We start from the raw sequence: 12,595 nt of genomic DNA on the forward strand, positions 1-12,595 counted from the left end.
ACTGGACCTTAGGGGGGTCGCGGTATGTACCTGAGCGCCGAGCGGTTGGCTCTTGTCAACAAAGAGATACGGGAGAATTTCGCGCGCACCTCCATCGCCTGGCAAGCGATACCGCACTGGGACATCTGCGACCCAGGCAAGACAAGAGTTCCGAACGGCGACATCAGCTCTCCTCTTTTTGTCGACGTGCTGCCCCAGCAAGAGCCCTTACAAATAACGGTGGCCCAAGCGACTGCGCCTACTCCCGACTCGCTGATTGCCGCCGCGACTGCAACAACCGTCGCTCTCGCCGCAAAAGTAGACCGTGACGTGCTACCTAAGCTCCTGAAGGCGAAAGCCTCCGTCGCCATCACGAGCACGGGCCCTCAAGACCTACAAGACGCTCTGATCGAGGCCAGAGCCCTCTTGGAAGATGCCGGCTATCGCGCCCCGTCCTGCCTTCTCACGAATTTGAACGGATTGAAGCTTCTCAATACGATCGTCGGCGACACGACGATTCTGCGGCAACTGCTAGCCGCGGCGAACGTGAACTCGCTGCACCGAACCGACGCTTTGGACCCGGCAGCCCCGGCTAAGGCCATACGCATCCTGCTGATCGGCCGAAGGCAACTGATACCTCACTGCTCGGCCACAGACGCGTCGCCTGGCGAAGAGCCGGCAGACCTCGCGGTGAGCGTATTCCCGAGTCTGGAAGTGGTCGGCGAAACCGCCACGGGCACCATCGAACTGTCCGTCCGCGTCAGGTACGCAACCAGGGTCAAAGATCCAGATGGTCTTGCTGGGCGAACCAAAGGATAGAACGGCGACTCTCGTCGAGCTACCTACAGATCGGTTGGAGGCCTACCTCGCCGATTGCAAAGAAACCTGCGACGCCGAGATCGAAAAGCTGTACGGCTCAGGACAGCACGGTTCCAGCAGCCTGTACGACCTGATCCTCGACTATCCGCAGCGCGGCGGGAAGGCGTTGCGGCCCGCGTTGGCCATCGCCATCTGCCTCGGGCTCGGCGGGCATCTCGACGCGGTACTGCCGACCGCGGCCACCCTGGAGCTGTACCACAACGCCTTCCTCATCCACGATGACATCGAGGATGAATCGTGGTGGCGCCGAGGCAGACCCACGATGCACATCGACCACGGCATCCCCATCGCCGTCAATGTCGGCGATGCGATGCTGTCGCTCACCCTGCAACCGCTGCTCGACAACGTCGGGCGCGTCGGCCTCGGGCCGGCACTGCGCATCCTGCGCGCGGTCGCGCACATGACCCGCCAGACCGTCGACGGCCAAGCCATCGAGTTGGAGTGGGTGCGCGACAACACCTGGGAACTCGCCGACGCGGACTATCTGAAGATGGTGGAACTCAAGACGAGTTGGTATTCCTTCATCACCCCACTGCAGGCCGGAGCCATCGCCGCCGGGGCCGGAATCGACCGCCTCGCACCACTGGAGGCGCTCGGCAGGCACGTCGGCGCCGCGTTCCAGATCACCGACGACCTGCTGAACCTGCGGGCCGACCCGGAGGACTACGGCAAAGAGATCGGCGGCGACCTCTGGGAGGGCAAGCGCACCTTGATGCTGCTGCACACCCTGCGGCATGCCACAGCGCAGGACCGCGATCGCGCCGTAAATGTCCTGGGGAAGCGCCGCCCCAGCATGGACGGCGAACTCAGCCTCACCGAACTGTTGGACCGGCTGGCCGGCCAGGGCGAACTGTCCCGCTCCGGCCGCACCGCGATCGCGAACTTCCTACGCACTCAACAACATTGCGACCCGAAGACACTCGATGACATCCGCTGGCTGTTCGACCTGATGCAGCGCACAGGGTCGCTCGACCATGCCCGCACAGTGGCAGCCGAACACGCGCAGGCCGCCGAGGCCGTGCTCTCCGGCATGGACTGGCTGCCGCCGAGCCGGCACCGCGACATGCTCACCCACCTGATCGGCTTCGTCCACGAGCGCACCCGATGAACCCGGAACAGCTGATCGGCATGTTGGCCGAACTGGAGCGGATCCGGGAGGCCACCCTGGATCTGGTCGAACGCAACGCCCCCGCACTGCTGCCCGCACCGCCCGAGCACACCGGACCCGAACGCGCGGCCTTCGACCTACTGCTCGGCGCCCGGCGGGCCGTCCTGGGCAACCCGGCGGCCGCCCGCAGCGTGCACGACATGCTCGTGGCCGAGGGTGAGCGGTATGCCCGCACAGCCGAGGGTGCGAAGCTGCGTGACGGGCTGGTCGCCTCCGAGGCTGTCGAGAACCTCCGGCGCATCTGGGAGACCCTGAGCCTCAACGTCCTCGACGGTCCCCGGGACCCCAAGGCCGCCCCCACCGCCTGGGCCGACCTGCTCGCCGACGCGGTCATCGGACATGGCCTCGACGATTCCGTGCTGTCCCGGTTGCGCCCGGAGGGCTTCGCATGACCCTCACCGACCCCGTTGCCGCACTGGCCGACGACTGCAGTTTCATCAGCTATCTCACCGGCCTGGCCGGTCTGGGCCGCCTGGTGCACGCCGTGGCCGACCCCGACCGGACCGGCGCCGGCGCCGCAGATGACTTCGTCCACCTACTGCTCGGTATCGCCAGCCTGGGGTCGTCCATCGAAGCCCTGGCCGAAAGCACCCCGGACGCCGCCACGCCGAGGTCGTCACGATGACGGCCACCCTCACCACCGCCGACTTTCTGCGCACACCCACCATGGGCACGGCGGACCCCGAGGCATTCAAGGAGTGGCATCACTTCGTCATCCACGCCGACTTCTGCCGGCTGCTGGTGAACTTCAGCCTGAACACCGAGGTCGCGCCGGACGGTCGGTACCGCCTGGCGCCACGCGTCATCGTCATCGCCCATGACGACCGCTGGTCCGGCGCCGTCGAACGCTTCCCGGAGTCCGCGCTCGCCATCGCCCCCGACCTCGGCGAGTTGGTCGTCGGCGGCAACCGGATGCTCATCCGGCCCGACGGGTACCACCTGATCATCGACCTCCCGGCCCGCGGTATCACCGGGGAACTCTCCTTCGTCTCGGCCAGCAAGCCGTTCGTCGTGAACAACCAGCCGGTCGGATCCGGGCGGATGAGTTGGCTGTTCGTCCCGCGCCTACACGCCACCGGTTGGTTGCGCATCGGCGACCGGGAGCACCGGTTCGACCGCGACATCGCCTACCACGACCACAACTGGGGCCGATTCCGGTGGGGCGACGACTTCGGTTGGGAATGGGCCACCGTCCTGCCGTGCGACCCGGACCAGCCGTGGTCGCTGGTGTTCCTGCGGATGACCGACCGGCGCCGGCTGCGCTACCTGGCCCAAGCGTTGTACGTGTGGCACCACAATGAACCGGCGGCCATATTCCGGCACGCGGCCGTGGCGGTCCAGACCTCCGGTGTGCTGCGCCGGCCGGCGGACTGCACCCTGCCCGCGCCGATGCGCCTGCTGCTCGACGGGGAGGTGCCCGGCGTACCGGAGCACATCGCGGTGACCGCGCACCGGGCCGGTGACACTGCACATCTGCAGTTCCGGCCACAGTCCTATGCGCGGCTCGCCCAGCCCAGTGAACTGTCCTTGGACGGGTCGACCGTGCTCTGCGAGTCCAGCGGCACCGCCCGGGTCACCGGCTCGATCAACGGCCGCCGGATGGATTTCCGGGGCACCGGCGTATTCGAGTTCCTCCATGGCTGAATCGGTTTCATCCCTGCTGGGGCGATCGGTCGGGCACCTCGCCGATGAGGTCCCGGCCAGCTACCGACACGTCCTCGACACCCTCGGCCCGCTGGTGGTCACCCTCGACGTCGATGAGGAACGCTGCACACTGCGGGGTGGCCACCGGCTCACGGTCAGCGAGGGCGCCGACGAATCGGCCGGCACCCGGGTCGTCACGTCCCGGACCGCCATCCTCGATATCCTCGACGCTGCAGTCACTCTCGACGAGGCGATCGAGACCGGCGCGGTCGACGTACGCGGCGCCCTCGACGATGTGCTGCGCGCACACGACACGTTGCGGGCCTACGTCCACGCAGCGGTCCGGGCACCGTCGCAGCCCGGGCTCATGGATGCACTCCGGGCGGACACGCCATGACCCACTCGCTCACCACCCCGGCCTCGTGCCCACGCCGGCCCACCGTGGCCGTCCTGGGCGCCGGTATCGCCGGGCTCACCGCCGCACAGGCCCTCACCGAACGCGGCTTCGAGGTCACCGTCTACGAAGCCCGCGCGGACGAACGCGACGGCGCCGACCGCCCCCCGGTGAAACTCGGCGGGCTCGCCGCATCGCAGTACGCGAAAGCTGGCCCCGGCCACGGTAATTGCGCTCAGTTGCGACCGTTCCCGGGCCGGCACGGGACGACGCCGGTGCCCGGCGGCGCCATCGCCGGCGAGCACGGGTTCCGCTTCTTCCCGGCCTACTACCTGCACACCTGGGACCTGTTCAATCGCATCCCGATCTACCACCGGTCCGTCTCCCCCGACGGCTCGCCGCGCTGGACACCGACCTCACGCACCATGCTCGACAACGTCCGCCGGGTGGTCACCCAGGGCACCACCGTCAACGGCAAGCCCTCGCTGGTCTTCCCGCGTGAGGCCCCCCGCAACGCGGCCGAATTGGTCAGCATCGGAAGACAACTGACCAGTCTCGGGTTCGCGCCCACCGACGTGTACAACTTCATCAGCCGCCTGCTGCAGTATCTGGTGACCAGCCCGGTGCGCCGGGCCGCCGAACTGCAGAACCAGTCGGCCTACGATTTCTTCGTCGGCAGGCAGCCCGACGGGACCCGCCGGTTCTACTACACCGCCGAGTTCGACAATTATCTGCGGGAGATGCCCAAGGTGCTGGCCGCGTTCGACGTGCAATGGGGCGACGCGCGCACCAATCTGACCACGTACCTTCAGCTTCAGTTACAGATGGACCGCCGCGACAACAAGGCTGACGGTGTCCTCAACGGGCCCACCACCGACTCGTGGTTCGACCACTGGTACCGCCACCTGGTCCAGATCGGTGTCCGCTTCGTCCGGGCGGTGGTCGAGGGCATCGACCCGCCGGTCATCGACCCGCGGCAGCCGCCGCATCTTCGGCCCCGGGTGCGGGTGCGGATGGCCGACAGCACCGAGGTGATCTCGGACTACGTCGTGGTGGCCCTCGACGCGCCGGGTGCCGAGCGGGTGACCGCAGCCCTGCGGGCCGCCGGGACCGGGGGTACGGTCGCCGGACTCGACGGGTTCACCACGTCCGCAGCGCCTCCCCGCGGTCCGTTGCAGCCCGGCGAGACCAGACCGCCCAGTCGCCGGGACCCCTACGCCATGGATCACATGGGGCGGGTCCCGTGGGACCGGTTCCAGACACTGTCCGGCATACAGTTCTTCTTCGACACCGAGTTTCAGCTGCTGCGCGGCCACATGTACTACTCGGGAACCGAATGGGCGCTGTCCTCGATCAATCAGCACGGGATGTGGGAACACCGCCCGAGCCTGGCGCGCGACGGCTACGTGTCGGTGCTGTCGGTGGACATCGGTGATTTCAACACGCCCTCCACACATCTGCGGGATGCGTCGGGGCGCCCGAAGGCAGCCCGCGACTGCAGCACCGACGAGATCGCGGCCGAGGTGTGGCGCCAGATCGCCGGTGCGCTCACCGCGGTCAACGGTGCCGACTCGAAATCGGTCCTGCCCTGCCCTGCCTGGTACACCCTGGACAGCGGGCTGCGCATGGCGCCGGACGGCGGTCGCATCGTCCGCAACGAAACCCCTTACCTGATACCGATACTCGGCGACTGGCCGACCCGTCCCGGGGGTGACCCGTGGAATCCGCACGGCTCCTCCTGGACAACCCGGCCGACCGAAGAGGTGTGGCTGGACGATCTGTGGCGCCGGCACGTCTGGCAGGCCCGGCACGGCGGCTACCAGGTGCACCACAATTCGGTCGTCTTCGCGGGCACCTGGACGAAGACGTTCACCCGCATGACGTCGATGGAGGCCGCCTGCGAGTCGGGCCGGCATGCCGTGAACGCCATTCTGGATCACTACATCTGGGTCGGGACCGGCGGTGTCGACCGCCGCGAGCACACCACATTGGACTGGCGGTTCCCCTATGGCTTCCTCGACCAGAATCTGTCGAGTCCGATCCGGATGCCCACGCCGGCCGGAGACTACTGCTACATCTTCGACCTGGAGAACCGCGAACCCGCCGACACCCGCCCGCTGCGCAACCTGGACTCCCGCTATGCCGCGCAGTCGATGCCGCACCCGCTGGACCTGCCCGCGCCGTCGCCCGGGGACGTTCCCTCCCCACCAGCTTCGGACGTTCCCACCCCACCGCCCGTGGGCCGCAATGGTTTCCCGTCACCTGTCCCGGAGGCACGAAGATGACAACACCGCATTTCGACCCGAACCTGCTGGCCTATCTGCAGGCCTGGCGGCAGTATCTGGAGCAGCTGGCCGGCGCGGCAGCCGCCCCCGGCCTGACCGTCCCAGGCCTCGCGTTCCCCGGCCTGCCCCAGCCGCCGGTGAACCCACTCATGCCGCCGGCGATGCCGCCGCTGCCGCCCGCTGCGGCACCGCCGCCGGCGGGTCCGTCGCCCGACTACATCCAGCAGCTGTTGAACACCCTGCAGGCCTGGCGCCACTACCTGGAGACCTCGACGCGCACCGCTACGGCCACCCGCGCGCCGGCCGCGGCCGCACCTCCTGGCCCGCCGGCCACCCCGGCGACGAAGGTGGTGGTCGCCGCGCCGTACCTCGACGACGTCGGCCGCAGTGCGCCGGACCCGTCACCGGCCGACGTACTGCCGCGACTGCGTCCGGGGTCCGCCTACCCGCCCGAGACGGCCTTGCAGGGCGAGGGAGGCGATGTCGGGCCGACGCCGAAATCGTTGTATTCGTCTGCGGCGCAGCCTGCGCCGAGCCCGACCACCGAATGGTGGCAGGCCGGCCCGAGCCCCGCACCGGCGATGCCCTCGACGAAGGCGAGTGCATCCAAGGCCGAGCACCAGCCGCCCGCCGAGGAGGATCAGACCCAACAGACCGGGCCGTCCGAGGACAAGGGTGACGGGTCATCGACCGGGCTGAAACCTCCGGACAACCCGCAGCACGTCGCCCCGCTGCGACAGGACCTGTCGCTGCACCCGCGACTGGAGCTGATTCAGCCTTCCCGAGACCTCGCCCGATAGGCCGCCACGTGCTGACGGTTCCCGCAGTTGCCGGTGTCGCAGAAGATCTTCGACCGGTTCCGGGACACGTCGAAGAGCACGGCCTCACAATCCGGCGCCGCACAGATCTTGAGCCGGCGTAGCTCCCCGCCACGGATGAGATCGGCCAGCGCCATGGCCATCTCGGCACCCATCCGCTGGGCGAGCGGATCGTGGATCGAGGCCAGGTGCAGATGCCACTCCGGCATCTCGGCGTGCCGGGTCAGCCAGGGCGAGGCCTTGGTGTCGGACAACAACGCGTTCACCTGCCCGACGGTGCGTTCCTCGTCCTCGGCCACCGCCCAGATACGACCGATCCGTTCCCGCAGCCGGTGCACCTCGGCGAGTTCGGCGGCGTCCCCGTCGCGGCGACCGGTCCAGCCGAACTCGGCCAGATAGGCGTCCAGGCCCGGGATGCCGCCGATGGTGTCGGTGGTCCCGTCGGCCCCGCCGGACGCCCCGCGGTTGCTGTTGACCAGGGTGCAGGCCGCCCGCAATGTGAGCTCCGTGTCATAAGTAAAAATCATTTGACGCATGACTCCCGTCACCGATAACGTCATGAGCAATATCCACTTTACTCATTACATCCTGAGGTGCTCGATGACGGTGACCGACGCGCGGTCCACGAACCGGTTCCAGCTCGGCCTGCTGTTCGCGATCACGTCGGCCTTCGCCTTCGGCCTGTCCGGCCCGTTGGCGAAGGCGCTCATGGAGGCCGGCTGGACCCCCACCGCAGCCGTCACCGCCCGCCTCGCAGGCGGTGCGCTGGCCATGGCGGTCTTCGCGAGTTTCGCCCGGTCGGGCTGGGTCCGCGAGGCGCTGCACCACCGTCGCACCGTCATCGCCTACGGCGTCGTCCCGATCGCCGGCGCGCAACTCTGTTACTACAACGCCGTCTCGCATCTGTCCGTGGGCGTCGCGCTGCTGCTCGAGTACACCGCGCCGGTCCTGGTGGTGGGCTGGCTGTGGGCCACCACCCGGCGTCGGCCCGGCAATCTGACCTTGGGCGGTGTCGCGCTCGCCATCGTCGGCATCATGCTGGTGCTCGACGTCTTCGCCGGTGCCCACGTCAACTCGATCGGTGTGCTGTGGGGTTTGGCGGCTGCGATTTGCGCGGCCTGCTACTTCATGATGTCGGAGAAGGCCAGTTCCGACGGGACCGGCCTGAGCCCCGTCACACTGGCCGCGGGCGGTCTGGTCGTGGGGACGGTCGCCGTCGCCGCCCTCGGCGCCTCCGGCGCGTTGCCGTTGCGGTTCAGCGTGCAGGACACCGTGGTGGCCGGCTTCACGCTGCCCTGGTTCGTCCCGGTCATCGCCCTCGGCCTCATCCCGACCGCGCTGGCCTACACCCTGGGCATCATGGGCGTCGCCCGGCTGCGCCCTCGCTTCGCCTCCCTGGTCGGGCTGTCCGAGGTGCTGTTCGCCGTGCTCACCGCATGGGCCCTGGTGGGTGAGGCGATCACCGTCACCCAGACCGTCGGCGGAGCGGTGGTGCTGCTCGGCCTCGCCCTGGCCCGCCAAGGTGATCGCAGCGACCAGGTGACGCAGGCCAACTGGCCGGATGTTCCGCCCGCACACCCGCCCGTGGAACAACCGATTACCCGCACCTGACCGCGAGATGTGAAGATGTTGATCGTGAAGCTGCGCACGATGGCGGCCCGGTCGGCCGCACTGGGATCTGCACTGGTAGCCGCCCTCGCCGTCCTGGCCGGTCCGGCACCGGTGGCCGCCGCCGAACCGTGCTCGGATGTCGAACTGATCTTCGCCCGGGGCACCAGCGAACCTCCCGGCATCGGTCGGGTCGGCTTCGCACTCGAGCAGGCGCTGCGTCCGCAACTCGGAGGCCGCACGCTGAGCACCTACGGGATCAACTACCCGGCCACCTACGACTTCTTCCGGGCCGCCGACGGCGCCTACGACGCCACCGCGCGCATCGCCTACCTGGCCGACAACTGCCCGAACACCCGAGTGGTCCTCGGCGGGTACTCACAGGGCGCGGCGATCGTCAGCATGTTGGCCGGGCTCCCGCCGGTCGGCGACCGCATCGGCGACATCGGCTCGGCACCCCCGCTGCCCGGCAACCTGGCCGGGAACGTGGCCGCCATGGCGGTGTTCGGCAATGCCGGCGCCAAGTTCGGCCACCCGCTGACCGCCGCCGGCCCGCCATTCAGCGGCCGCGGTATCGACCTGTGCGCCGACGGCGATCCGATCTGTTCGCGCGGCCGCAATCCGTTCGCGCACACCAAGTACGAATCCTCGATGTACGTCCCGCAGGCCGCCGGGTTCATCGCCGGCCGGGTGTGACCGCCGCCTCGAGGGGAAATACTTAGCCCGGCTTCGCGTTAAAGTGTGGCGTGAGCATCCAAGTGGACCGTCGTCGCGTCATGTCTCGTTTCACCCTGCTGGCCGCAGCCGCCCTCACAGCCGTCAGCGGCATCGCCCTCACCCCGGCGGCGCCGGCCCGGGCCGCCGACTGCTCCGACATCGAGGTGGTGTTCGCCCGCGGAACGAACGAGGCCCCCGGTCTCGGCCGCATCGGCAACGCATTCGTCGAGTCGCTGCGCAGCAAGGTCGGCGGACGGTCGGTTGGCAGCTACGCGGTGAACTATCCGGCCAGCTATGACTTCCTGGCCGCCGCCAACGGCGCCAACGACGCCAGCGCCCGCGTCCAATGGGTGATGAACAACTGCCCCGGCACCCGACTGGTGCTCGGCGGCTACTCCCAGGGCGCCGCCGTCATGGACGTCATCGCGGCGGTCCCGGTGCCGGCCATCGGCTTCAACGCGCCGCTGCCCCCGAACACACCCCAGCACGTCGCCGCGCTCGCGGTGTTCGGCAACCCCTCGGCCAAGGTCGGGCTCCCGCTCACCGCCAGCCCGGTCTGGGGCGGCCGCGCCATCGACCTGTGCAATCCCGGCGATCCGGTGTGCACCAGCGGCGAGGACGTCGCCGCCCACCGCGCCTATGACGGTGGCCCGGTAGAGCAGGCGGCCGGATTCGTCGCCGGCCTACTCTGACCGCGCCGTACACTCGGTTCGGTGTTCACCCGAACGTCAGCAAAGCGCCGCCCGACCAAGATCGGCACCGTCCTCACCGCGGCGACGGTGGCCGTCGGTGGCTTCATCGCCTCTGTCGCCGCACCCCCGACCGGTCAGCTGGCCGCCGCCTCGGCAGAGCCCTGCGCCCCGGCCGAGCTGATCTTCGCGCGGGGACGTAACGAACAACCCGGCATCGGACGGATCGGCGACGCGCTGGTCGGTGCGCTGAACGCGCGACTCCCCCAGCCGGTCGGCGTCTACGCCGTCAACTACGCGGCCAACAACGAGTTCGCGCGCGGCGCCAACGACATCAGCAACCGCATCCAGTACATGGCGGGCGCATGCCCGAACACCCGGCTGATCGTCGGCGGCTACTCGCTGGGCGCCGCGGCCGCGGTCATGGCGCTCTCGGCCACCCAGAAGGGGTTCGGCTTCGGCCGGCCGTTGCCGCCCGGAATGGACGCGCACGTGGCCGCCGTCGTCCTGGTGGGCAATTTCTCGAACCGGATGGGTGTCGACGGGATCGCGCCGGCCTACCGCGACCGCACGATCGATCTCTGCAACGGGACCGACCCGGTGTGCTCCAACTCCCGGCCGGCGAGCATCGCCGAACTGGCCAGCGATTGGCAGAACCACCTGCAGGACGGCTACATCGGCGGTGGATTCATCGACCAGGGTGCCGAGTTCGCCGCCGCCCGGGTGCGGTAGCCGCGAAACTTCGCAACACCACCGTCAATTCCGGCAGCTACAATCGGTGCGGTGATCTTGAAGCTGAGAGGTCAGGTCCGCCGATTCACCGTGCTGACTTCTGCAGTGCTCATCGCGCTGGCAGCCCTGACCACACCGATAACGACCGCGCCCGCGTTGCTGCCGACGGCGGGAGCGGTCTCCTGCCCCGACGCCGAGCTGATCTTCGCACGTGGCCGGCACGAATCCCCCGGCGCCGGCCAGATCGGTAACGCCCTCGTCAGCGCGCTGCGCTCCAAGACGGGCAAGGACGTCGCGCTGTACGCGGTGCGCTACCCCGCCGACACCGAGATCGACATCGGCGCCAACGATATGAGCGGCCGTGTGCAGTACATGATGGACAACTGTCCCGGTACCCGGCTGGTGCTGGGCGGCTACTCGCTCGGCGCGGCCGTCACCGACGTCGTGCTGGCCGTCCCGTTCGCCGCCTTCGGCTTCGAGAGGCCACTGCCGCCCGGAGCCGATCAGAAGGTCGCCGCAGTTGCGTTGTTCGGCAACGGAATCGCATGGGTCGGCCCGATCTCGAACTTCAATCCGCTGTATCAGGAACGCACCATCGAGCTGTGCCACGGTGACGACCCGATCTGCAACCCCACCGACCCGGAGAACTGGCAGGACTATTGGGCCGATCACCTCGCCCCGGCCTATGTCCGCGCCGGCATGGTGAACCAGGCCGCCGACTTCGTCTCGCCGCGGCTCTGAGGACGCCCGCTACTCTCAGAGCGTGCGCAGGTCCCGCGTCACCACCGTGCGCGCCGCAAGATCCTCGTCGGCCGGGTAGTCCACCCCGACCAGGGTCAGGCCACGCGCCGGGGCCGCCGCGAAATCGCTGGAACGCTTCGACGCGTCCAGCAGGGCCGCGCACCAGTCCGCGTCCCGGCGGCCCATCCCGACCGCCAGCAGCGCACCGACCAAGGAGCGCACCATGTTCCAGCAGAACGCGTCGGCACTGACATGCGCGGTGATCAGATCGCCATCGCGCACCCAGTCGAGTCGCTGCATCTCCCGGATGGTGGTGGCGCCCTCGCGGTGCTTGCAGAAGGCGGCGAAGTCGTGCAGGCCGATCAACCGCTGCGAGGCGGCCGCCATCGCGTCCACGTCCAGTGGCCGCGCCCACGGGGTGACGAACCGGGCCTGCTGCGGGGTGGCTCCGTATGGGGCTGTGCTGAGCCGGTATTCGTAGTGCCGGCGCAGTGCCGAGAACCGGGCGTCGAATCCGGCCGGGGCCCGACGTATCCCGAGCACCCGGACGTCCTCGGGGACGAACCGCGCCAGCCGGCGTACCAGCGGCAGGAACTCGGGCTCGGCCGGTGGCCGCGGGGTACGCGGGAAGGCATGCACCAACGCGTCACGGGGGATGTCGACATGCACGACCTGGCCGGTGGCGTGCACCCCGGCATCGGTGCGTCCGGCGGCCCGCAGCACGATCGGAGTGCGGAACACCGTCGACAGCGACTCCTCCAGCACACCGGCCACCGTGCGCTGCCCCTCCTGGGCGGCCCAGCCGGCGAAGTCGGTCCCGTCGTAGGCGATGTCCAGACGCAGCCGGACCGCGGCGAGTGTAGCGACGGGAGATCCAGCCTCGGTGGAATCCAAATGAACATGCCCGCCACCGGAATCGGTGACGGGCATGTTCATCGGAT

13 protein-coding genes and 1 pseudogene are annotated in these 12,595 nt (G+C 68.9%); 12 read left to right on the forward strand and 2 right to left on the reverse strand.

Annotated elements, in window-relative coordinates:
• Positions 1-24: 24 nt before the first annotated feature.
• The 7 genes and pseudogenes from V4U86_RS22535 to V4U86_RS22565 all read left to right on the forward strand — a co-directional run bounded on the left by V4U86_RS22535 (position 25) and on the right by V4U86_RS22565 (position 7,149).
• Entirely contained in the window at positions 25-798 is a 774-nt protein-coding gene (locus V4U86_RS22535) for a hypothetical protein (protein ID WP_395308113.1), read from the forward strand.
• Positions 770-1,966: a polyprenyl synthetase family protein gene (locus tag V4U86_RS22540; RefSeq protein WP_395308114.1), complete on the forward strand. Its 1,197-nt coding sequence runs from the start codon at positions 770-772 to the stop codon at positions 1,964-1,966. The genes V4U86_RS22535 and V4U86_RS22540 overlap by 29 nt, the downstream gene beginning before the upstream one ends.
• On the forward strand, positions 1,963-2,418 hold the full coding sequence (locus tag V4U86_RS22545; RefSeq protein ID WP_395308115.1) for a hypothetical protein: 456 nt from the start codon (positions 1,963-1,965) through the stop codon (positions 2,416-2,418). The genes V4U86_RS22540 and V4U86_RS22545 overlap by 4 nt, the downstream gene beginning before the upstream one ends.
• Positions 2,415-2,651: a hypothetical protein gene (locus V4U86_RS22550; protein ID WP_395308116.1), complete on the forward strand. Its 237-nt coding sequence runs from the start codon at positions 2,415-2,417 to the stop codon at positions 2,649-2,651. The genes V4U86_RS22545 and V4U86_RS22550 overlap by 4 nt, the downstream gene beginning before the upstream one ends.
• The gene (locus V4U86_RS22555; RefSeq protein ID WP_395308117.1) at positions 2,648-3,670 is read left to right on the forward strand and encodes a hypothetical protein; all 1,023 of its coding nucleotides are present in this window, start codon (positions 2,648-2,650) and stop codon (positions 3,668-3,670) included. The genes V4U86_RS22550 and V4U86_RS22555 overlap by 4 nt, the downstream gene beginning before the upstream one ends.
• The gene (locus V4U86_RS22560; RefSeq protein ID WP_395308118.1) at positions 3,663-4,067 is read left to right on the forward strand and encodes an SCP-2 sterol transfer family protein; all 405 of its coding nucleotides are present in this window, start codon (positions 3,663-3,665) and stop codon (positions 4,065-4,067) included. Before V4U86_RS22555 ends, V4U86_RS22560 begins: the two co-directional genes overlap by 8 nt.
• Positions 4,064-7,149 (forward strand): annotated as a pseudogene (locus tag V4U86_RS22565) (FAD-dependent oxidoreductase). Before V4U86_RS22560 ends, V4U86_RS22565 begins: the two are co-directional and overlap by 4 nt.
• Here V4U86_RS22565 and V4U86_RS22575 read toward each other — a convergent pair.
• The gene (locus tag V4U86_RS22575) at positions 7,122-7,694 is read right to left on the reverse strand and encodes a CGNR zinc finger domain-containing protein (protein WP_395308121.1); all 573 of its coding nucleotides are present in this window, start codon (positions 7,692-7,694) and stop codon (positions 7,122-7,124) included. The pseudogene V4U86_RS22565 and the gene V4U86_RS22575 overlap by 28 nt on opposite strands.
• Before the next feature lie 73 nt (positions 7,695-7,767).
• Between V4U86_RS22575 and V4U86_RS22580 the strand changes: the two genes are divergently transcribed.
• The 5 genes from V4U86_RS22580 (at position 7,768) to V4U86_RS22600 (ending at position 11,654) form a co-directional block, all read left to right on the forward strand.
• Complete coding sequence (locus tag V4U86_RS22580; RefSeq protein ID WP_395308122.1) at positions 7,768-8,778, forward strand: EamA family transporter; 1,011 nt, start codon at positions 7,768-7,770, stop codon at positions 8,776-8,778.
• A gap of 15 nt (positions 8,779-8,793) precedes the next feature.
• Entirely contained in the window at positions 8,794-9,471 is a 678-nt protein-coding gene (locus V4U86_RS22585; protein ID WP_395308123.1) for a cutinase family protein, read from the forward strand.
• Positions 9,472-9,551: 80 nt separating this feature from the next.
• Positions 9,552-10,184 carry a cutinase family protein gene (locus tag V4U86_RS22590; RefSeq protein WP_395312170.1) on the forward strand — a complete coding sequence of 211 codons (633 nt, stop codon included), beginning with the start codon at positions 9,552-9,554 and terminating at the stop codon, positions 10,182-10,184.
• A gap of 21 nt (positions 10,185-10,205) precedes the next feature.
• On the forward strand, positions 10,206-10,913 hold the full coding sequence (locus tag V4U86_RS22595; RefSeq protein ID WP_395308124.1) for a cutinase family protein: 708 nt from the start codon (positions 10,206-10,208) through the stop codon (positions 10,911-10,913).
• Between the two features lie 42 nt (positions 10,914-10,955).
• A complete protein-coding gene (locus V4U86_RS22600; protein ID WP_395312171.1) occupies positions 10,956-11,654 on the forward strand; it encodes a cutinase family protein in 699 nt (232 codons plus the stop codon).
• Positions 11,655-11,669: 15 nt separating this feature from the next.
• On the opposite strand, the gene truA is transcribed toward V4U86_RS22600, so the two are convergent.
• Positions 11,670-12,590 carry a tRNA pseudouridine(38-40) synthase TruA gene (truA, locus tag V4U86_RS22605; protein ID WP_395308125.1) on the reverse strand — a complete coding sequence of 307 codons (921 nt, stop codon included), beginning with the start codon at positions 12,588-12,590 and terminating at the stop codon, positions 11,670-11,672.
• Positions 12,591-12,595: the final 5 nt, after the last annotated feature.

It is taken from the genome of Mycobacterium sp. AMU20-3851 (assembly GCF_043974665.1).
Taxonomy (GTDB): Bacteria; Actinomycetota; Actinomycetes; order Mycobacteriales; family Mycobacteriaceae; genus Mycobacterium.